The organism is Burkholderia multivorans ATCC BAA-247, from assembly GCF_000959525.1.
GTDB classification, from domain to species: Bacteria; Pseudomonadota; Gammaproteobacteria; order Burkholderiales; family Burkholderiaceae; genus Burkholderia; species Burkholderia multivorans.
In genome coordinates this window covers 2,560,088-2,581,406 of the sequence record NZ_CP009832.1, presented here as the reverse complement: position 1 = coordinate 2,581,406, position 21,319 = coordinate 2,560,088, and the positions used below count along the sequence as shown (strand labels likewise).

Sequence of the window (21,319 nt, the reverse complement as noted above, 5' to 3'; positions counted from 1 at the left end):
CGGGCCGCCGCTGCGACGTGCGCGCGGCGGCCGGCATCTCATTCCTCGACGATGACGGCGTTCGTGTACACCTCCTGCACGTCGTCGAGGTTCTCGAGCGCGTCCAGGAGCTTCTGCATCTTCACCGCATCGTCGCCGGTGAACTCGACTTCGTTTTGCGGCTTCATCGTCACTTCGGCGAGTTCGGCCTTGAAGCCGGCGGCTTCGAGGGCGTCCTTCACCTTCGAGAATTCCTGCCAGTCGCACAGCACTTCGATCGAGCCGTCCTCGTTCGTGCTGACGTCGTCCGCGCCGGCTTCGAGCGCCGCTTCCATCAGCGCGTCTTCCGACGTGCCCGGTGCGAACAGGAACTGACCGACGTGATCGAACATGAATGCGACCGAACCGTCGGTGCCCATGTTGCCGCCGAACTTCGAGAATGCATGACGCACTTCGGCGACCGTGCGCGTGCGGTTGTCGGTCAGCGTGTCGACGATGATGGCCGCGCCGCCGATGCCGTAGCCTTCGTAGCGGATTTCCTCGTAGTTCGCGCCGTCCGCGCCGCCGACGCCGCGATCGATCGCGCGCTTCACGTTGTCCTTCGGCATGTTCGCGTCGGCCGCCTTGTCGACCGCGAGACGCAGGCGCGGGTTCGAGCTCACGTCTCCGCCGCCGAGACGGGCCGCGACCTGGATTTCCTTGATCAGGCGCGTCCAGATCTTGCCGCGCTTCGCGTCGGCCGCTGCTTTCTTATGCTTGATGTTGGCCCATTTCGAGTGACCAGCCATACCTTTCTCCGTGCCCGGGCGCGCTCGCGCGGGCGATAGTGCCAATGTGTCGTTGAATCGGCGGCCGTGGTGGCGGGCGTGAAGCCGCGGGCCGCGCGTGTCGAGTGGAGCGTGATTTTATCACGCGGCGACCGCCCGAACGGCGCGCCGCGCCTGGCCGAACGGCCGGGCCGGCCGCGCCGCGCGGCATGCGCGCGGGTGGCCGGCCGCCGCTGCGTCAGTTCTTGGTGCCGAACAGGCGGTCGCCCGCATCGCCGAGGCCCGGCACGATGTAGGCGTGTTCGTTCAGGTGCGAGTCGAGCGACGCGACGAACAGCTTGACGTCGGGGTGCGCGTCCTGGAACACCTGAACGCCCTCGGGCGCGGCCACGAGCGCGACGAACATGATGTTCGCGGCCGGCACGTTGCGGCGCTTGAGCACGTCGACGGCGTGCACGGCCGAATAGCCGGTCGCGACCATCGGGTCGCACAGGATGAAGATGCGATCGTCGAGATCGGGCAGCCGCACGAGATATTCGACCGGCCGATGATCGTCCGCACGATAGACGCCGATATGGCCGACGCGCGCGGACGGGATCAGGTCGAGCAGGCCGTCCGACATCCCGACGCCCGCGCGCAGCACGGGCACGATCGCGAGCTTCTTGCCCGCGATCACCGGCGCGTCGATCTCGACGAGCGGGGTTTCGACCCGCTTCGTCGTGATCGGCAGATTGCGGGTGATCTCGTAGCCCATCAGCAGCGTGATCTCGCGCAGCAGTTCGCGGAACGTGCGCGTCGACGTGTCCTTGTCGCGCATGTGCGTGAGCTTGTGCTGGATCAGCGGGTGATCGAGGATGAAGAGATTCGGGAAACGGCTGTCCTGTTTCATGACGGGGGAGCGCCTTGCGGCAAAAGGGGATCGGGAGGGCGGCGGCAGGCGCAAGCCGGTCGCGCGCGCATGGTCGCAATTTTACCAAGGCGCGCCGCGCGATCCGGATATTATCGACGTCTCACGACAACCCGCGCGCCGCGCGCGTCCGTGCGGCCGGTGCGCGGCGCGACGGAATCCGTGCCGGCGCGCGTCGCAACCCTGGGGAAATCGACGATGGATCTCGGCATCGAAGGAAAGACCGCGCTTGTATGCGCGGCGAGCAAGGGACTCGGGCGCGGCTGCGCGCAGGCGCTGGCCGCCGAAGGCGTGAATCTCGTGATCGTCGCGCGCACGCGCGCGACGCTCGAGGAAACCGCGGAGGAAATTCGCGCGGCATCGAACGTGTCGGTCACGGCCGTCGCGTGCGACATCACGACGCCCGAGGGTCGCGCGGCCGCGCTGGCCGCGTGCCCGCAGCCCGACATTCTCGTGACGAATGCGGGCGGCCCGCCGCCCGGCGACTTCCGCGATTTCTCGCACGACGACTGGATCCGCGCGCTCGAAGCGAACATGCTCACGCCGATCGAGCTGATCCGCGCAACCGTCGACGGCATGATCGCGCGGCGCTTCGGCCGGATCGTCAACATCACGAGCTCGGCCGTGAAGGCGCCGATCGACGTGCTGGCGCTGTCGAACGGCGCGCGCTCGGGGCTGACCGGCTTCGTTGCCGGGCTCGCACGCAAGGTCGCGCCGCACGGCGTGACGATCAACAACCTGCTGCCGGGGCTGTTCGATACCGACCGCATCGCGACGACGCTCGCCGCAGCCGCGAAGGCGCAAGGCGTGACGGTCGACGAATTGCGTGCGCGGCGTGCGAAGGAAATCCCGGCCGGCCGTCTCGGCACGCGCGAAGAGTTCGGCGCCGCGTGCGCGTTCCTCTGCAGCGTGCATGCCGCGTATATCACCGGCCAGAACTGGCTGCTCGACGGCGGCGCGTACCCCGGCACGTTCTGACGCTTTGCGCGCCGTACCGTCAACGACAATCACAACCCTGAAGGACGAAGGATCTGGAGATGAGCAAACCCCGCATCGCACTGATTGCGCACGACGCGAAGAAGGACGAGATCGTCGCACTCGCGGGCCAATACCGCGCGGTCCTCGCGCAATGCCGGCTGGTCGCCACCGGCACGACGGGCGGCCGGATCGCGGCCGCGCACGGGCTCGAGGTCGAGCGCAAGCTGTCGGGGCCGCTCGGCGGCGACCTGCAGATCGGCGCGGAACTGGCGGACGGGCGCGTCGACGTCGTCGTGTTCCTGCGCGATCCGATGACCGCGCAGCCGCACGATCCCGACATCACCGCGCTCGTGCGCGCGTGCGACGTGCACAACGTGCCGGTCGCGACCAACGTCGCGACCGCGCGGATGCTGCTCGACGATCTGGCGCGGACGATGCAGGACGTCTGTTAGGTCGACGTGAAGGGCGCCGCGACGGCCGGGCTCGCCGGTGCCGCAGCCGTGACGTGCCGGCGCGGCTGTCGCGCAGGCATGCGAGCCGCTGCCCGACGGCGCACCGGTTCCGGCATCGCGGCGCAGCGCAGCCGGCGAAAGCCGGGCGTCAGCCGCGCGTCGCGCGAAGCGTTCGGCAGTCTGCGCGATGCCCCTGCGCGCATGTAGGGATTGCGAAGACGCGCTGCGAAATCGCGCACGACGCGCGAGAATCGCGCGGTGCGTGCGCGCGTCCGAACGAAGGCGTCGCCGTCCGGCCGACGCCGACGCGCCAGCTGCACTGCATTCCCACCCAACGAGGAGCGAAACGATGCCGAAAGCAATCCGATACGACCAGCCCGGCGGCCCGGACGTGATGAAGTGGGTCGACGTCGAGGTCGGCGCGCCGCAGGCGGGCGAAGTCCGCATCAAGCAGCATGCGGTCGGGCTCAACTACATCGACGTGTACTTCCGTACCGGCCTCTATCCGCAGCCGCTGCCCGGCGGCCTCGGCATGGAGGCGGCCGGCGAGGTGACGGCCGTCGGCGAAGGCGTCGGCGCGCTGAAAGTCGGCGACCGCGTCGCGTACGTCGCGCAGCCGCCCGGCGCCTATGCGCAGGAACGCGTGCTGTCGGCCGAGCGCGTCGTGAAGCTGCCCGACGGGATCGGCTACGACGACGCGGCGTCGGTGATGCTGCAGGGTCTGACGGCCCATTACCTGCTGCGCCGCACGTATCCGGTGAAGGCCGGCGATACGATCCTGATCCACGCGGCTGCCGGCGGCGTGGGGCTGCTCGTGTGCCAGTGGGCGAAGGCGCTCGGCGCGACCGTGATCGGCACGGTCGGCTCCGACGAGAAGGCCGAGCTCGCGAAGGCGCACGGCTGCGATCATCCGATCGTCTATACGCGCGAGAACTTCACGCAGCGCGTGAAGGAGATCACGAACGGCGCGGGCGTGCCCGTCGTCTACGATTCGATCGGCAAGGACACCTACATCGGCTCGCTCGACTGTCTCGCGCCGCTCGGCTATTTCGTCAGCTTCGGCAACGCGTCGGGCCCGCTGCCCCCGATCGACTCGAAGGAATTCTCGTCGCGCGGCTCGCTGTTCTTCACGCGGCCGACGCTGTTCTCGTACATCGCGAAGCGCGCCGATCTCGAATCGGCGGCCGCCGAGCTGTTCGACGTGATCCTGTCGGGCAAGGTGAAGACGAGCATCAATCAGCGCTATCCGCTCGCGGAAGTCGGCCGCGCGCATGCCGATCTCGAAGCGCGCAAGACGACCGGCTCGACGATTCTCGTTCCTTGACCGCCGCTTTTGCCTAGTGCGTGCCGGCGCCGCGCCGGCACGCGTCCTCGCGCGCGGCAGTCGCACTGCCGCCCGTCCTGCCCGTCGTTTCCCGCCGTCCCGCAGCGCCTCGCGCCCGCCGCGGCGCGCGTTTACGCGTTTTTTATATCCACCCGATCACCTTTGATCCGTTCTTTACGCGCCTTCCCATAATGTTCGAGTCGTCCGATTTCGACGACGGAGAACACAAAAATGGATGGGGTTTTCATCGGCGCACTGGCGGTCTTCACCGCGCTGATCCTCGGCTCGATCGCCGGTTGCGAGAAGCTCGCGCAATACGGCCGCGGGGGGCGCGCATGACCTGGATGCTGTGGCTCGCGGGGATGTCCGCCGCGCTGTTGTTCGCGTATCTCGTCTATGCGCTGCTGCGCGCGGAGGACATCGAATGAACGCGAACAACCTGTTTCAGACGCTGCTGTTCATCGTCGTGCTGCTCGCGGCCGCCGTACCGGTCGCGCGCTATCTGACGGCCGTGATGGACGGCAGTTCGCGCGTCGTGCGCGTGTTCGCGCCGCTCGAACGCGTGCTGTATCGCGTTGCGGGCGTCGACGCCGGCACCGAGATGAACTGGAAGCAGTATGCGATCGCGACGATCGCGTTCAACGCGCTCGGTGCGCTGTTCCTCTATGCGCTGCTGCGCGTGCAGGGCATGCTGCCCGGCAACCCGCAGCAGTTCGGCGCGATGACCGTCGACGGCGCGTTCAACACGGCCGTCAGCTTCGTCACCAACACGAACTGGCAGGACTACACGCCCGAGCAGACGGTCAGCTACCTGACGCAGATGCTCGGCCTGACCGTGCAGAACTTCCTGTCGGCGGCGACCGGCATCGTCGTCGTGATCGCGCTGATCCGCGGCTTCGCGCGCCACACCGCGCAGACGATCGGCAACTTCTGGGTCGACCTGACGCGCGTGACGCTGTATGTGCTGGTGCCGATGGCGGCGATCGTCGCCGCGCTGCTGATGAGCCAGGGCGTGATCCAGAACCTGAAGACGTACCAGGACGTGCCGGTGCTGCAGGCGAGCACCTATGCGGCGCCGAAGCTCGACGCGCAGGGCAACCCGGTGAAGGACGACAAGGGCAATGCGGTGACGGTGCCCACGCCGCTCACGAAGCAGACGCTCGCGATGGGCCCGGTCGCGTCGCAGGAAGCGATCAAGATGCTCGGCACCAACGGCGGCGGCTTCTTCAACGCGAATTCCGCGCATCCGTTCGAGAACCCGACGCCGTTCGCGAACTTCCTGCAGATCTTCGCGATCCTGATCATCCCGGCCGCGCTCTGTCTCGTGTTCGGCCGCATGATCGGCGATCGCCGGCAGGGCGTCGCGGTGCTCGCCGCGATGACGGTTGCCTTTGCGGTCGCGACCGGCGTGGAGTTGAGCGCCGAGCAGGCCGGCAATCCGACGCTCGCTGCACTTCACGTCGACCAGTCGACCAGCGTGCTGCAGCCGGGCGGCAACATGGAAGGCAAGGAAACGCGCTTCGGCATCGCGCAGACCGGCATCTTCACGGTCGCGACCACGGCCGCGTCGTGCGGCGCGGTCGACACGATGCACGATTCGCTGACGCCGCTCGGCGGCCTCGTACCGATGCTGCTGATGCAGCTTGGCGAGGTGGTGTTCGGCGGTGTCGGCTCGGGGCTCTACGGGATGCTCGTGTTCGCGCTGCTTGCGGTGTTCGTCGCGGGGCTGATGATCGGCCGCACGCCCGAATACGTCGGCAAGAAGATCGAGTCGTACGAGATGAAGATGGTGTCGATCGTCGTGCTGCTCACGCCGCTGCTCGTGCTGGTCGGCACGTCGATCGCCGTGCTCGTCGATGCGGGCAGGGCCGGCATCGCGAACCCCGGCCCGCACGGCTTTTCGGAAATCCTCTACGCGTTCAGCTCGGCCGCGAACAACAACGGCAGCGCGTTTGCGGGCCTGACGGTCGGCACGCCGTTCTACAACTGGATGACCGCGATCGCGATGTGGTTCGGCCGCTTCGGCACGATCGTGCCGGTGCTCGCGATCGCCGGCTCGCTCGCGTCGAAGAAGCGCATCGCCGCGACGAGCGGCACGCTGCCCACGCATGGCCCGCTGTTCGTCGTGCTGCTGCTCGGCACGGTGCTGCTGGTCGGCGCGCTGACCTACGTGCCGGCGCTCGCGCTCGGCCCGGGCGTCGAGCATCTGATGATGTGGCTGGGCGCATGACGCGCGGCCGAAACGACAAGGCATCGAAGAGATCGCAATGACTCAACATTCCGCTACCCGCTCCATGTTCGACCCGGCGCTCGTGCGTCCGGCGATCGTGGCGTCGTTCAAGAAACTCACGCCGCGTACGCAGTTCCGCAACCCGGTGATGTTCTGCGTGTACGTCGGCAGCATCCTGACGACGGTGCTATGGATCGCCGCGCTCACGGGGCAGGCCGACGCGCCGGCCGGCTTCATCCTCGCGATCGCGCTGTGGCTGTGGTTCACGGTCCTGTTCGCGAACTTCGCGGAGGCGCTCGCCGAAGGGCGCTCGAAGGCGCAGGCCGCGTCGCTGCGCAGCGCGAAGAAAGACGTGATGGCGAAGAAGCTCAACGAGCCGCATCCGAAGTCGCCGATCCGCATCACGACCGCGCCCGACCTGCGCAAAGGCGACGTCGTGCTGGTCGAGGCCGGCGACGTGATTCCGGCCGACGGCGAGGTCGTCGACGGCGTCGCGTCGGTCGACGAATCGGCGATCACCGGCGAATCGGCGCCGGTGATCCGCGAGTCGGGCGGCGACTTCTCGTCGGTGACGGGCGGCACGCGCGTGCTGTCCGACTGGATCGTCGTGAAGGTGACGGCGAACCCCGGCGAGGCGTTCCTCGACCGGATGATCGCGATGGTCGAAGGCGCGAAGCGCAAGAAGACGCCGAACGAGGTCGCGCTGACGATCCTGCTCGTCGCGCTGACGATCGTGATGCTGCTCGCGACCGCGACGCTGCTGCCGTTCTCGATGTTCTCGGTCGACGCGATGAAAGCCGGCCACGTGGTGACGATCACGGCGCTCGTCGCGCTACTCGTCTGTCTGATCCCGACGACGATCGGCGGCCTGCTGTCTGCGATCGGCGTGGCCGGGATGAGCCGGATGATGCAGGCGAACGTGATCGCGACGTCGGGCCGTGCGGTCGAGGCGGCCGGCGACGTCGACGTGCTGCTGCTCGACAAGACCGGCACGATCACGCTCGGCAATCGCCAGGCGTCGCTGTTCGTGCCGGCGCCCGGCGTGACGGAGGAGGCGCTGGCCGACGCCGCGCAGCTCTCGTCGCTCGCCGACGAGACGCCCGAAGGCCGCAGCATCGTCGTGCTCGCGAAGGAGCGCTTCAACATCCGTCAACGCGACATGGCGCAGCTGCATGCGACCTTCCTCGGCTTCTCCGCGCAGACGCGCATGAGCGGCGTCGACCTGCCGGGGCGCGAGATCCGCAAGGGCGCGGCCGACGCGATCAAGCGCTATGTCGAGACGCACGGCAGCCGCTTTCCCGACGAAGTGCGGCGCGCGGTCGACGACGTCGCGCGCCGCGGCAGCACGCCGCTCGTCGTGGCCGAGCTGCAGCAGGGCGCGGCGCGCGTGCTCGGCGTGATCGAGCTGAAGGACATCGTGAAGGGCGGCATCAAGGAGCGCTTCGCGGAGCTGCGCAAGATGGGCATCAAGACCGTGATGGTGACGGGCGACAACCGGCTGACGGCCGCGGCGATCGCGGCGGAGGCGGGCGTCGACGACTTCCTCGCGGAAGCGACGCCGGAAACGAAGCTCGCGACGATCCGCGAGCATCAGGCGGCCGGACGCCTCGTCGCGATGACGGGCGACGGCACCAACGACGCGCCGGCGCTCGCGCAGGCCGACGTCGCGGTCGCGATGAACACCGGCACGCAGGCCGCGAAGGAAGCGGGCAACATGGTCGACCTCGACTCGAATCCGACCAAGCTGATCGAGATCGTCGAGATCGGCAAGCAGATGCTGATGACGCGCGGCTCGCTGACGACGTTCTCGATCGCGAACGACATCGCCAAGTATTTCGCAATCATCCCCGCCGCGTTCGTGACCACCTATCCGCAGCTGAAGGTGCTCGACATCATGCATCTGAGCTCGCCCGCGTCGGCGATCCTGTCGGCCGTGATCTTCAACGCGCTGATCATCGTCGCGCTGATTCCGCTCGCGCTGAAGGGCGTCGCGTACCGGCCGCTCGGCGCCGCGTCGCTGCTGCGCCGCAACCTGCTCGTGTACGGCCTCGGCGGCGTGCTACTGCCGTTCCCGTTCATCAAGCTGATCGACATGACGCTCGCCGCGCTCGGCTGGGTCTGATGCGCCACTCGAAGGAAACATCATGAAATCGTTGATTCGTCCGCTCGTCGTGATTTTTGTCGTGCTGACCGCCGTCACGGGGCTCGCGTATCCCGCGGTGCTGACCGCGTTCGGCCGGGCCGTGTTCCCGTGGCAAGCAAACGGCAGCCTAATCGAGCGCAACGGCCAGATCGTCGGCTCCGCGCTGATCGGCCAGTCGTTCGACGCGCCGAAGTATTTCTGGGGCCGGCTCTCGGCCACCTCGCCGATGCCGTACAACGCGACCGGCTCCGGCGGCTCGAACTTCGGCCCGCTGAACCCGTCGCTCGCCGAGCAGGTGAAGGCGCGCATCGCCGCGCTGCGCGATGCGGGCACCGACCTGTCGAAACCGGTGCCGGTCGATCTCGTGACGGCGTCGGCGAGCGGCCTCGATCCGGAGATCACGCCGGCCGCTGCCGCCTACCAGATCGAACGCGTCGCCAACGCGCGCCATCTCGCGCGCGAGACGGTCGCGCAGCTCGTCGCCGCGAACACGACGGGGCGCCAGTTCGGCGTGCTCGGCGAGCCGCGCGTGAACGTGCTGAAGCTGAACCTCGCGCTCGACGCGGCGCAGGCCGCACACTGAGCATGCGGCGCGGCACGTGCCGTCCGGTGCGACACGTGCCGCGCCGGATGCGGGTTTTTCGACGGCGCGCGCGCCGTCTTTGCCTTTTGCGGCGATTTGGACCGACAATGCCTTCACTTGCGCGCTCCCGGGCGCTCCGCCTTCCGCCAGCATGAACCGCCCCGATCCCGATCAACTGCTCGACAAGCTGCAACGCGACGAGGAAAAGCAGCGGCGCGGCCGGCTCAAGATCTTCTTCGGCGCGTCGGCCGGCGTCGGCAAGACCTACGCGATGCTGCAGGCCGCGCGCCAGCGCAGGCAGGACGGCGTCGATGTCGTGGTCGGCATCGTCGAGACGCACGGCCGTGGCGAAACCGCCGCGCTGCTCGACGGCCTCGACGTGCTGCCGCTCGCGCGCCTCGACTATCGCGGCCGCACGCTCGTCGAATTCGATCTCGACGCCGCGCTCGCACGCGCGCCGCAGCTGATCCTCGTCGACGAGCTCGCGCATTCGAACGTGCAGGGCGCGCGGCACCTGAAGCGCTGGCAGGACGTGTACGAGCTGCTCGACGCGGGGATCGACGTCTATACGACCGTCAACGTCCAGCATCTCGAAAGCCTGAACGACGTGGTCGGCGCGATTACCGGCATCCGCGTCTGGGAGACGGTGCCCGACCGCGTGTTCGACGCGGCCGACGAAGTCACGCTGGTCGACCTGCCGGCCGAGGAATTGCTCGCGCGGATGCGCGACGGCAAGGTCTATCTCGCGCAGCAGGCCGAGCGTGCGGTGCGCAACTTCTTCCGCAAGGGCAACCTGATCGCGCTGCGCGAACTGGCGTTGCGGCGCACCGCCGATCGCGTCGACGCGCAGATGCGCGAATACCGTGCGGACCGTTCGATCCAGCGCATCTGGCAGGCGCGCGAACGCTTGCTCGTCTGCGTCGGCCCGGGCCCCGAGGCGCCGACGCTGGTGCGCGCGGCCGCGCGGCTCGCGGCGAGCCTGAAGGCCGACTGGATTGCCGTGTATGTCGAGACGCCGCGCCTGCAGCGGCTGCCCGATGCCGAGCGGCAGCGCACGCTCGACGCGCTGAAGCTCGCGGCCGAACTCGGCGCGGAGACGGCCACGCTCGCCGGCGGCGATGCGGTCGCGGCGCTGATCGGCTATGCGAAGGTGCGCAACGTGTCGAAGCTCGTCGCGGGCGGCTCGCAGAAGACCGGCCTCGCGCGCTGGTTCGCACGGCCGTTCGGCGACCAGCTCGCCGAGCGCGCCGGCGACGTCGACCTGATGCTGATCCGTGCGTCGGCGAGCGACGAGGTGCGCGCGGCGCCGCTCGACGCGCGCGTGCGCGACTGGCGCGACGCGTTCGCGCGGCTCGGCGGCCGTCGTTCGCCGCCGCGCCACTATGCGTACGCGGCCGCGATCTGCGCGGCGATCACGGTCGTCGCGAGCGTCGTCGCCGAGCGGCTCGACCTGACCAATCTCGTGATGCTGTACCTGCTCGGCGTCGTGTTCTCCGCCGTGCGGCTCGGACGCGGCCCGGGCGTGCTGCAGTCGTTCCTGTCGGTGGCCGCGTTCGATTTCTTCTTCGTGCCGCCGCGCATGTCGCTGTCGGTCAGCGATACGCAGTACCTGCTGACCTTCTTCGGGATGCTGCTGACGTCGCTCGTGATCAGCCACCTGACGTCGAGCCTCACGCGCGAGGCCGACCTCGCGCAGCGCCGCGAACGCCGTACCGGCGCGATCTATGCGATGGCGCGCGAGCTGGGCGCGGCGCTGACCACCGAGCAGATCGTCGAGATCGGCAGCCGCCATGTGGCCGAGGTGTTCCGCGCGCGCGTCGCGATCCTGCTGCCGGACAGCGCGGACCAGGTGCAGCAGAAGATCGAGGATCCCGACGCGACCGTCACGCTGACCGGCGCCGATCTCGACAGCGACGTCGGCCAGTGGGTATACGACCAGCAGAAGCCGGCCGGCCGCGGCACCGAGACGCTGCCCGCGACGATCGCGCTGTACTTGCCGCTGAAGGCGCCGATGCGCACGCGCGGCGTGCTCGCGGTTGCGTCGAACGAGCCGCGCGAGCTCGAAGTGCCCGAGCAGCGGCGGATGCTCGACGCGTTCGCCGCGCAGATCGCACTCGCGCTCGAGCGCGTGCATTACGTCGACATCGCGCGCGACGCGCTCGTCAGCATGGAATCCGAGCGGCTGCGCAACTCGCTGCTGTCGGCGATCTCGCACGACCTGCGCACGCCGCTCACGACGATCGTCGGCTTCTCCTCGATGCTCGCGAACGCTCGCGCCGCTGCACCGGCGGGCGACGCGGCCGCTGCCGCGCGCATCGCGCAGCGCGAAGGCGAACTCGTCGACGCGATCCACGACGAGGCGCTGCGCATGACCGGCATCGTCACGAACCTGCTCGACATGGCGCGGCTGCAGGCCGGCAGCCTGCAGCTCAAGCGCCAGTGGTCGCTGCTCGAGGAGACGGTCGGCGCGGCGCTGGCCGCCTGCAAGCGCGTGCTCGCGCGCCATCCGGTGCGCGTCGCGCTGCCGCCCGACCTGCCGCTGCTGCAGATGGACGCGGTACTGATGGAGCGCCTGTTCACCAACCTGTTCGAGAACGCGGCGAAGTACACGCCGCCCGACACGCCGATCGAGATCGGCGCGGAGCGCGTGACCGACGACGGCGCGCCTGACGCAAGACCGTTCGTGCGCGTGCATGTCGACGATCGCGGCCCCGGCCTGCCGGCCGGCATGGAAACGCGGATCTTCGACAAGTTCACGCGCGGCGAGAAGGAATCGGCGACGCCCGGCATCGGGCTCGGCCTCGCGATCTGCCGCGCGATCGTCGAAGCGCACGGCGGTAGAATCGGCGCACTCAACCGCACCGCGCCCGACGGCCGCGTGACGGGCGCGCGCTTCTGGTTCACGCTGCCGGTCGACACGCCGCCGGACACGCCCGCCGTGCCCGACGACGAACCCGACGCGCTGCCCGCGCCATCCTCCTCCGAATCATCGCCCGACCATGAGTGAACCGAGCCTGACCGTCGTTCTGATCGAGGACGAAAAGCAGATCCGCCGCTTCGTGCGCGCCGCGCTCGAAGAGGAGGACATCGCCGTGTTCGAGGCCGAGACGGGCAAGCAGGGGCTGATCGATGCGGCGACGCGCCAGCCCGATCTCGTGATCGTCGATCTCGGCTTGCCCGACACCGACGGGCTCGACGTGATCCGCGAACTGCGCGGCTGGTCCGAGGTGCCGGTGATCGTACTGTCCGCGCGCACGCAGGAAGAGGAGAAGGTCGCCGCGCTCGACGCGGGCGCGGACGACTACCTGACCAAGCCGTTCGGCGTGTCCGAGCTGCGCGCGCGGATCCGTGCGCAACTGCGCCGGCGCAACCAGGGCGGCGCGAACGAATCGCCGAAGGTCAACTTCGGCACCGTGAGCGTCGATCTCGCGCTGCGCCAGGTGTGGCGCGACGGCGAGATCGTCCACCTGACGCCGCTCGAATACCGGCTGCTCGCGACGCTCGTGCGGCACGCGGGGCGCGTGCTCACGCACCGTCAGCTGCTGCGCGACGTGTGGGGACCGTCGCATGTCGAGAGCCATCACTACCTGCGCATCTACATGGCGCACCTGCGGCAGAAGCTCGAGCGCGATCCCGCGCAGCCCGAGCATATCGTCACCGAAACGGGCGTCGGTTACCGGCTGGTCGGCGCCGCGTGAAAGCGGCCCGCGCTGCGTCACGGCGCGGCTTTCGTATGACTTCCGCGGCATCGTGTCCGCCGCGCATCGACACGCGCGGATCCGCACAGCGCCGCCCATTCCCCGTTATGCTCACCGTTCCGGAACAATAAACGAGGAGCGTGCCATGCTCGTCCGTTTCGCTGTCTCTTGCGCCCTGGCATTTGCCGTGTCCGACGCGCTCGCGCAACCGCTGCCGCCCGGGCAGCAGCCGGCGCAGACGTCCCGGCCGGCGCTGGCCAACCCCGCATCGGTCAACTGCGAAAAGCTCGGCGGCCGGCACGTGATCCGCAGCCTGCCGCGCGGGCAGGTCGGCATGTGCGTGTTCAAGGACGGTCGCGTGTGCGAGGAATGGACGCTGTACCGCGACGATCGCTGCGTCGGCGGCGTCGTGCCGAAGCGCGTCGCGCAGTAACGGGGCGGCCGACGCGCATACCGGCGGCTTGCTATACTCGGCGCCGCCCGGGGACGACCCCGGGCCATTCGCTTCAACGGGGACGGCCCCATCCGATACGGAGTGCGTCGAGATGGCGTGGGTATTGTTGTTGATCGCCGGTTTGCTGGAAGTCGCGTGGGCGGCCGGCATGAAGTCGTCGGAAGGTTTCACGAAGCTCGGCCCGTCGGTGTTTACGATCGTCACGGCGCTGGCCAGCTTCGGGCTGCTCGCGGTCGCGATGCGTCAACTGCCGCTCGGTACCGCCTATGCGGTCTGGACGGGCATCGGCGCCGTCGGCGCGTTCGTGTTCGGCATCGTGATGATGGGCGAGGCGCTGACCGTCGCACGCGTCGCGAGCGCCGCGCTGATCGTCGTCGGGCTGATCGGCCTGAAGCTGTCGTCGGCCGCGTGAGGCCTGCGCCGGCCGCCGCGCGTTGCGCCGCATGGGGGAATTGCGGCGGCCGGACCGATACGCTGTCTATAATGGAACGCATTCGGGTCTGAAAGCCGTTTCGCCGCCGTTCGAGGGCGCGGCGGCATCCTCGGCCGCCACGCGCCGCGCGGCCGCATATATCGATTCGACCCGGCCGATCGGCAAAGGCACGGCACGTGCAAGGGAGAGGGCCATGATCGAAGCCATTTCGCTCGGCGCGGGGCTCGCTTGGGCGAGCGGCCTGCGCCTGTACCTCACCGTGCTGATCGCCGGCGTGCTGGCACGCGTCGGCTGGCTGCATCTGCCCGATACGCTTGCCGTGCTGACCTCGCCGTGGGTGATCGGCGCCGCCGCCGTGCTGGCCGTCACCGAATTCCTCGCCGACAAGATCCCCGCATTCGATTCGCTGTGGGATGCCGTGCATACCTTCATCCGCATCCCGGCCGGCGCCGTGCTCGCGGCCGGCGCGCTCGGCCACGCCGATCCGACGGTGCTGGCGGTCGCGGGCCTCGCGGGCGGCTCGCTCGCCGGCGCCGCGCATGTCGCGAAGGCCGGCACGCGCGCGCTGATCAACCTGTCTCCGGAACCGATCTCGAACTGGGTCGCATCGTCGACCGAGGACGGCCTCGTGTTCGGCGGGCTCGCGCTCGCGTTCTTCGTGCCGCTCGTGTTCCTCGTGCTGCTCATCGCGTTCATCGCGTGCTCGGCTTGGGCGTTGCCGCGGCTGTGGCGCGGTGTGTCGGGCGGCTTTCGCGGGATGGCGACGCACATGGTGTCGCGGCTGAACTCGATCGGAGGCAAGCGCGATTGACCGAGCCGTCGACGCCCGCGCGCACTGATCTGCGCCCGACTGCACCAGCCGGCCGCTTCGGCCGGCGCGACCTGATCCGCCAGGCCGCGCGGATGACGGCGCGCGACTGGCGCGCCGGCGAGTTGACGCTGCTCGTGCTCGCACTGGTCCTCGCCGTTGCCGCGCTGACGAGCGTCGGCTTTCTCGCCGACCGGCTGCGCCAGGGGCTCGAGCGCGATGCGCGGCAAATGCTCGGCGCCGACTTCGTCGTCCGCGCCGATCATCCGGTCGATCCGTCGTTCGATCGCGAAGCGCGTGCGCTGGGACTGCGCACCGCGACGACGGCCATCTTCCCGAGCATGATCGCGTCGACGTCGGGCGGCGACGCGGCGCCCGCGCGTCTCGCGGCCGTGAAGGCCGTGTCGCCGGCGTATCCGCTGCGCGGCGCGGTCGAGATCGTGCCGGCCGGTGCGACGGCGGCGCGCAAGGCGACCGCCATTCCGGCGCCCGGCACCGTGTGGGCCGACCCGGCGCTGCTCGACGCGCTGCATCTGAAACCCGGCGACGCCGTGCGCGTCGGGCAGCGTACCTTCACGGTGGCCGCCTCGATTTCCCGCGAGCTCGATCGCGGATTCTCGTTCGTCAATTTCTCGCCGCGGCTGATGATGCGTGCGGACGAACTGGCCGCGACGGGGCTGGCCGGCTACGGCAGCCGCGTCACGTACCGGCTGCTCGTCGCGGGCGCACCGGAGGCCGTCGTGCGCTTCGAAGCCTATGCGCACGCGCGCGTCGACGGCGGCAAGCTGCGCGGCGTCGGCCTCGAATCGCTGCAGGAGGGCCAGCCTCAGGTGCGGCAGACGCTCGATCGCGCGCGCCATTTCCTGACGCTCGTCGCGCTATTGACCGCGCTGCTCGCGGCGGTCGCGATCGCGATGGCGGCCCAGCGCTATATGCGGCGCCACCTCGACGGTTGCGCGACGATGCGCTGCCTTGGCGTGAGCCGCCGCACGCTCGGCGCGCTGTTCGCGCTCGAATTTGCGGGCGTCGGCGTCGTGTCGGGCATCGCGGGCGCGGCGCTCGGCTACGGCGGCCACTGGGTGCTGCTCGCCGCATTGGGCGGGTTGATCGACGTCGTGCTGCCGGCGCCGACGCCGTGGCCCGCGCTCGTCGGCATCGGCGCCGCGCTGGTGCTGCTGCTCGGTTTCGCACTGCCGCCGCTCGCGCCGCTCACGCGCGTGCCGCCCGTGCGCGTGCTGCGCCGCGACTGGGGCGACGCGTCGCGTACCGCGTGGGCCGCCTATGCGCTCGGCGTCGTGCTGTTTGCCGGGCTGCTGATCGCCGCGGCCGGCAACCTGACGCTCGGCCTGATCGTCGCGGGCGGCTTCGCCGGTGCGCTGGTCGGCTTTGCGCTGATCGCGCGGCTCGCGCTGTTCGCGGCCGCGCACGCGGTGCGCAACGCGCGTGTGAGCGCGGGCGTCGGCTGGCGCTATGCGCTCGCGTCGCTGCATCGGCGCGGAACCGCGAGCGCGCTGCAGATCACCGCACTCGCGCTCGGGCTGATGTGCCTCTTGCTGATCGCGATCACGCGCAACGATCTGGTCGCGGGCTGGCGCGCGTCGATGCCGCCCGATGCGCCGAACCAGTTTCTGATCGACATCCAGCCCGACCAACGCGACGACGTCGCCGCCTATCTCGCCGCGCACGGCGTGCGCGACGCGGTGCCGGCGCCGATGGTGCGCGGCCGGCTCGTCGCGATCAACGGCAAGCCGGTGAACCCCGACGCCTATCGGTCCGACGAAGCACGCCGGCTCGTCGATCGCGAGTTCAACCTGTCGTATACGACCGTGCTGCCGTCCGACAACCGGATCGTCGAAGGCGACTGGTTCGGCAGCGCGTCGACGCCGCAGATTTCGATCGAGGCCGGCCTCGCGAAGACGCTGAACGTGAAGCGCGGCGACGTGCTGCGCTTCGACGTGACGGGCCTGACCGTCGATGCGCCGGTCACGAGCGTGCGCAAGCTCGACTGGGGCACGTTCCGCGTCAACTTCTTCGTGCTGATGCCGCCCGCGGTGCTGAAGGATTTCCCGACCGTCTATCTGACGAGCTTCCATCTGCCGGCGTCCGACGCGGCGTTGCTCGACCCGCTGATCGCACGCTATCCGAACCTGACCGCGATCGACGTCGCGCCGATCCTCGCGCAGCTGCAGCGCATGATGCTGCAGGTGGTCGGCGCGGTGCAGTTCCTGTTCGCGTTCACGCTCGCGGCCGGCGTGCTCGTGCTGTACACCGCGCTTGCCGGCTCGCGCGACGAACGTGTGCGCGAGGCCGCGCTGCTGCGCGCGCTCGGCGCGTCGCGCGCGCAGGTCAACGCGGTGCAGCGCGCGGAGTTCGTGGTCGTCGGCGCGCTCGCCGGCGTGCTCGCAGCGGCCGGCGCGATCGCGGTCGGCTGGGTGCTCGCGTCGCGCGTGTTCGACTTCCAGCTCGCCGTCGATCCGTGGCTCGTACCGGCCGGCATCGCGGCCGGCGTCGCATGCGCCGGTGCGGCCGGCTGGCTGAGCCTGCATAATGTGCTGCGGCGCCCCGCGCTGCAGTCGCTGCGCGACGCGTGAGCGTGGCCGGCGGCTTCCGACGATCCTGATTCAGACTATCCGTATGACCGATGTGAATGACGATGCGCCGTCGCAGCCGACGGCGTTCGAGCTCGTGGGCGGCGAAGCCCGCGTGCGCGAAATGGTGGACCGCTTCTACGACCTGATGGACCTCGAGCCCGAGTTCGCGCAGATCCGCGCGCTGCATCCGGCGTCGCTCGACGGCTCGCGCGACAAGCTGTTCTGGTTCCTGTGCGGCTGGCTCGGCGGGCCCGACCACTACATCAGCCGGTTCGGCCATCCGCGGCTGCGCGCGCGCCATCTGCCGTTCCCGATCGCGTCGGTCGAGCGCGACCAGTGGCTGCGCTGCATGGCGTGGGCCATGGAGGACGTCGGGCTGCCCGAGCCGCTGCGCGAGCGGCTCATGCATTCGTTCTACGACACGGCCGACTGGATGCGCAACCGGCCCGGTTGATCGACCGGTACGCCGCCGTTCTCGCGTGCGGCGATCGGCGCTGGGCCGAGGCGCGCCGCGGCGCGACACTGTCCGCTTTCCCTTCGATACGAGATCTGCCCGATGACGACACAAGCGCTATTTCGCGACGACGCCTATCTTGCGCACTGCGAGGCGATCGTCGAGGCCGTCGGCGACGACGGCATCCGGCTCGACCGCACGGTGTTCTATCCGCTCGGCGGCGGCCAGGCCGGCGACGCCGGCACGTTGACGCTGCCGGACGGCGGCACGATCGCGATCGCCGACACGCGCAAGGCGAAGTTCGACGGCGCGACGCCCGACGATGCGGTGCACGTGCCCGCGCCGGGGCAGGACGCAGATGTCGCGGCGCTCGCGCCGGGCACGCGCGTGGTCGCGACGATCGACTGGGTGCGCCGCTACCGACACATGCGGCTGCATACGGCCGCGCATCTGATGTGCGCGGTGCTGCCGTACGCGGTCGACGGCTGCAGCGTGACGGCCGACTACGTGCGGCTCGACTTCGCGACGTCCGATGCGATCGATCGCGACGACGTCGAGCGGCGCCTCGCGGAGCTCGTCCGTGGCGCGCATCCGGTCACGACCGAATGGATCACCGACGAAGAGATGGCTGCGCGGCCGGAACTCGTGCGCACGATGAGCGTGAAGCCGCCGATGGGGCTTGGCCGCGTGCGGCTGCTGCGCATCGACGGTGTCGATCTGCAGCCGTGCGGCGGCACGCACGTGCGCAACACGTCGGAGATCGGCGCACTGCGCGTTGCGAAACTGGAAAAGAAGAGTGCGCGCACGCGGCGCCTGGTGCTGGAGTTCGCATGACGCGCGACGCAGCGGCGAACGACACGGCGGCACTCGATCCGCGCGCGCGCGAGGTGCTCGACTTCTGGTTCGGCGAGCCGGGCTCGGCCGAATTCGGCCACGCGCGCAAGATCTGGTTCAAGGGCGGCGCGGCGTTCGACGACGTGCTGCGTGCGCGCTTCGGCACGCTGCACGATGCCGCCTGCGAAGGCGCGTGCGATCACTGGGCCGCGACGCCGCTCGGCGCGCTCGCGCTGATCGTCGTGCTCGATCAGTTCTCGCGCAACATGCATCGCGGCACACCGCGCGCGTTCGCGGCCGACAAGAAGGCGCTCGCGCTCGCGCGCCGGGTCGTGTCGGCAGGGTGGGATGCGCAGTTGCCGAGCGGCCATCATCGCGCGTTCGCGTATCTGCCGTTCGAGCACGACGAGGCAGACGAGAGTCAGCGCGAGGCCGTGCGGCTATGCGCGGGCATCCGCGACGAGGCCGGCTGCGCCGGCTATCACGACTTCGCGCTGCGGCATGCGGCCGTGATCGCGCGGTTCGGGCGCTTTCCGCATCGGAACGCGATTCTCGGCCGCGCGTCGACCGACGAAGAGGCGGCGTTTCTGCGGCAGCCCGGTTCGTCGTTCTGATGGCCGGCGGCGCCGGCGGCGATCACGGCTCGTACTGCTCCTCGGGCGTGCGCACGTAGACGCGCAGCAACTCGGCGTCGTCGCCGGGCCGCGCGCCGGACCAGAACAGTTTCCATTCGCTGCCGGGCGCCGGATCGACGGTCCGCACGCCCTGCACGATCATCCACGTGCAGCGCGTCGCCTTCGCGTCGTCGGTCGGGATGTGCTCGATGCCGGAGAAGTAGTACAGCATCGGCGCTTCCGATTCGCCGAGCCCGTGCAGGCTCGCCATGCAGTCGCCGTCGTTCCATTCGAGCGCGAGATGCGCGTTCAGATCGTCGAACACCGACCGGTAGCTCTTCGCGACGTCGAGCCACGGCAGCAGCAGCGTATAGACGAGCCCCCACGCGACGAGCGCACCGGCGGCCCACGACAGCACGCCGCGCCAGCGGCCGCTCGTGCGCAGCAGCGGCAGGACCGACAGCCAGCCGAGCGTCAGCGCGAGCGCGCCGGCGACGAGCGCGGGCTCGACCGGGATCGTCCAGTCGAGCGGCAGCCAGCGGCCGAGCGGCGCGAGCCGTTCGCGCGACGCGGACGAATCGGCCATGATCGACCAGATCGCCCACGCGAGCCCGACCACGGTGCCGAACAGCACGCGGCTCAGATAGTCCCACGCGGTATGCAGCCGGTGCGGCACCCGCTCGACGGCCAGCGCGGCGACCAGCGCGAGCGGCGCACAGAACGGCAGGATATAGAGCTGGCGTGACGTCGCGGAGATCTGCAGCACCGTGAGGCCGATGCCGGCGAACAACAGCGGCAGCGCGATGCGCGGCGCGCGCCAGTCGCGCCATGCGCCGCGCGCGACGGCCACGAGCGCGAGCGGCGCGACCGGGAAGCCGACCGTCAGGAAGGCGCGCACGATGAAGAGCGGCTTGTCGTTTTCCGCCCCGAGCTCGGGCACCGAGAAGCCGAAGAAGCGGCCGACGTTGTTGTCCCAGAACCAGGCGGCGAACAGCGTCTCGGAGCGCATCAGCAGCGCGGTCGGCCACACGAGCGCGAACGGCGCGAACACGATCGCGGCCACGCCGAGCGCACGTGCGAACGCGCGCGACCGGCAGGCAGGGTAGAGCGCGAGCACCGCGACGAGCGTCGCGGCGAACACGAGCGGCACGAACAGCCCCTTCGCCATCAGCGCGATGCCGACGCCCGCGCCGAACAACGGCGCGGCCCAGCGGTTCGCGCGCCGCGCGGGCAGTCCATGCCGGACGCGGCGCGCATCGGCGGTATGCGCGATCACGAGTTCGAGCAGTCCGCAAAAGCCCATCGCCGTGCCGGCCAGCAGCGCGACGTCGGTCATCATGTCGTGGACGTGCTTGATCACGACGAGCGTGCTCGCGCAGAGCGCGACCGTGCCAATCACGCGCAGGTCGAATACGCTGTCCGCGCGATGGGCGAGGCGCGCCGCGCGCGCGACGAATGCGAACGCGAGCGCGACGAACAGCGCACTCGCGAGCCGCGCCGCATCGTGCAGCGGCATCACGCGCTGCAGCAGCCACGCGAGGCTCGTCGCGACCCACGCGTAGAGCGGCGGCTTTTCCATGAACGGCTGGCCCGCATTGGTCGGCACGACGAGATCGCCGGTCTCCAGCATGTGCTGGATGATGCCGAATGTATAGGTCTCGTCCTGCTTCCACGGGTCGTGGCCGAGCACGCCCGGCAGCGCGTACGCACAGAACACGATCGCGGCCAGCAGCCAGGCGCGCCAGCCGAGCCGCGCGAGGCTGCCGCTGCGCACCGCATCGGTCGTGGCGTGTGCGGTCGCGGCGCCGGCGTCGTGCGTGTCGGCGAGGTCGGTGCCGGCGGTGCCGGCCGAACGGACGTGCTGAGCCGGGGCGGACACGGACGTGCGTCGCCGGCTGGACGTGGCGGTTCCAGACATGGAAAAGGATCTCGGGTCGATCGTGCCGGGCCTGCAGCGGACGGGGGACCGGCAAAGGGCCGCATCGGTACGGCGAAGGACGGACGGCGCGGCCGTCTGTCTGACTGGCCGCTAGTAGAGCACGAAATTGTTACGGATGTTTACAGGAACTG

At 69.7% G+C, this 21,319-nt stretch carries 19 protein-coding genes; 16 read left to right on the top strand and 3 right to left on the bottom strand.

Annotated elements, in window-relative coordinates; translation table 11 throughout:
* Positions 1–38: 38 nt before the first annotated feature.
* On the bottom strand, positions 39–767 hold the full coding sequence (locus NP80_RS24420; RefSeq protein ID WP_006398745.1) for a YebC/PmpR family DNA-binding transcriptional regulator: 729 nt from the start codon (positions 765–767) through the stop codon (positions 39–41).
* A gap of 217 nt (positions 768–984) precedes the next feature.
* On the bottom strand, positions 985–1,635 hold the full coding sequence (gene upp / locus NP80_RS24415; protein ID WP_006398746.1) for a uracil phosphoribosyltransferase: 651 nt from the start codon (positions 1,633–1,635) through the stop codon (positions 985–987).
* A gap of 216 nt (positions 1,636–1,851) precedes the next feature.
* Between upp and NP80_RS24410 the strand changes: the two genes are divergently transcribed.
* From NP80_RS24410 to NP80_RS24325, 16 genes are all read left to right on the top strand, one after another.
* Entirely contained in the window at positions 1,852–2,631 is a 780-nt protein-coding gene (locus NP80_RS24410) for an SDR family oxidoreductase (protein WP_006398747.1), read from the top strand.
* A 59-nt stretch (positions 2,632–2,690) separates the two neighbouring features.
* Positions 2,691–3,083 carry a methylglyoxal synthase gene (locus NP80_RS24405; protein WP_006398748.1) on the top strand — a complete coding sequence of 131 codons (393 nt, stop codon included), beginning with the start codon at positions 2,691–2,693 and terminating at the stop codon, positions 3,081–3,083.
* Positions 3,084–3,432: 349 nt separating this feature from the next.
* Positions 3,433–4,407 carry a quinone oxidoreductase family protein gene (locus tag NP80_RS24395; protein ID WP_006411026.1) on the top strand — a complete coding sequence of 325 codons (975 nt, stop codon included), beginning with the start codon at positions 3,433–3,435 and terminating at the stop codon, positions 4,405–4,407.
* Between the two features lie 335 nt (positions 4,408–4,742).
* On the top strand, positions 4,743–4,835 hold the full coding sequence (kdpF, locus tag NP80_RS24385) for a K(+)-transporting ATPase subunit F (protein WP_012212987.1): 93 nt from the start codon (positions 4,743–4,745) through the stop codon (positions 4,833–4,835).
* Positions 4,832–6,637, top strand: a complete 1,806-nt coding sequence (gene kdpA, locus NP80_RS24380) for a potassium-transporting ATPase subunit KdpA (protein ID WP_006411040.1) — start codon at positions 4,832–4,834, stop codon at positions 6,635–6,637. The genes kdpF and kdpA overlap by 4 nt, the downstream gene beginning before the upstream one ends.
* Positions 6,638–6,674: 37 nt before the next feature.
* Complete coding sequence (kdpB, locus tag NP80_RS24375; RefSeq protein ID WP_006411027.1) at positions 6,675–8,759, top strand: potassium-transporting ATPase subunit KdpB; 2,085 nt, start codon at positions 6,675–6,677, stop codon at positions 8,757–8,759.
* Between the two features lie 22 nt (positions 8,760–8,781).
* Positions 8,782–9,363 carry a potassium-transporting ATPase subunit KdpC gene (kdpC, locus tag NP80_RS24370; RefSeq protein ID WP_006411037.1) on the top strand — a complete coding sequence of 194 codons (582 nt, stop codon included), beginning with the start codon at positions 8,782–8,784 and terminating at the stop codon, positions 9,361–9,363.
* Between the two features lie 151 nt (positions 9,364–9,514).
* Complete coding sequence (locus NP80_RS24365) at positions 9,515–12,370, top strand: DUF4118 domain-containing protein (RefSeq protein WP_006411030.1); 2,856 nt, start codon at positions 9,515–9,517, stop codon at positions 12,368–12,370.
* Positions 12,363–13,061 (top strand): two-component system response regulator KdpE, encoded by a 699-nt coding sequence (gene kdpE, locus NP80_RS24360; RefSeq protein ID WP_006405591.1) that lies wholly within the window; start codon positions 12,363–12,365, stop codon positions 13,059–13,061. Before NP80_RS24365 ends, kdpE begins: the two co-directional genes overlap by 8 nt.
* Before the next feature lie 145 nt (positions 13,062–13,206).
* Positions 13,207–13,494, top strand: a complete 288-nt coding sequence (locus tag NP80_RS24355; RefSeq protein ID WP_035488708.1) for a putative hemolysin — start codon at positions 13,207–13,209, stop codon at positions 13,492–13,494.
* A 112-nt stretch (positions 13,495–13,606) separates the two neighbouring features.
* Positions 13,607–13,927 carry a quaternary ammonium compound efflux SMR transporter SugE gene (sugE, locus tag NP80_RS24350; protein ID WP_006398760.1) on the top strand — a complete coding sequence of 107 codons (321 nt, stop codon included), beginning with the start codon at positions 13,607–13,609 and terminating at the stop codon, positions 13,925–13,927.
* A gap of 214 nt (positions 13,928–14,141) precedes the next feature.
* A complete protein-coding gene (locus NP80_RS24345; protein ID WP_006411039.1) occupies positions 14,142–14,759 on the top strand; it encodes a DUF4126 domain-containing protein in 618 nt (205 codons plus the stop codon).
* 92 nt (positions 14,760–14,851) lie between these two features.
* Positions 14,852–17,347 (top strand): ABC transporter permease, encoded by a 2,496-nt coding sequence (locus tag NP80_RS24340; protein ID WP_226823128.1) that lies wholly within the window; start codon positions 14,852–14,854, stop codon positions 17,345–17,347.
* A gap of 43 nt (positions 17,348–17,390) precedes the next feature.
* Positions 17,391–17,801 carry a group II truncated hemoglobin gene (locus tag NP80_RS24335; protein WP_006398765.1) on the top strand — a complete coding sequence of 137 codons (411 nt, stop codon included), beginning with the start codon at positions 17,391–17,393 and terminating at the stop codon, positions 17,799–17,801.
* 102 nt (positions 17,802–17,903) lie between these two features.
* A complete protein-coding gene (locus NP80_RS24330) occupies positions 17,904–18,635 on the top strand; it encodes an alanyl-tRNA editing protein (protein WP_006411032.1) in 732 nt (243 codons plus the stop codon).
* Positions 18,632–19,249, top strand: a complete 618-nt coding sequence (locus NP80_RS24325) for a DUF924 family protein (RefSeq protein WP_006411029.1) — start codon at positions 18,632–18,634, stop codon at positions 19,247–19,249. The genes NP80_RS24330 and NP80_RS24325 overlap by 4 nt, the downstream gene beginning before the upstream one ends.
* A gap of 22 nt (positions 19,250–19,271) precedes the next feature.
* Here NP80_RS24325 and NP80_RS24320 read toward each other — a convergent pair whose 3' ends face one another.
* Positions 19,272–21,167, bottom strand: coding sequence for an ArnT family glycosyltransferase (locus NP80_RS24320; protein ID WP_035947566.1), 1,896 nt, complete (start codon positions 21,165–21,167; stop codon positions 19,272–19,274).
* Positions 21,168–21,319: the final 152 nt, after the last annotated feature.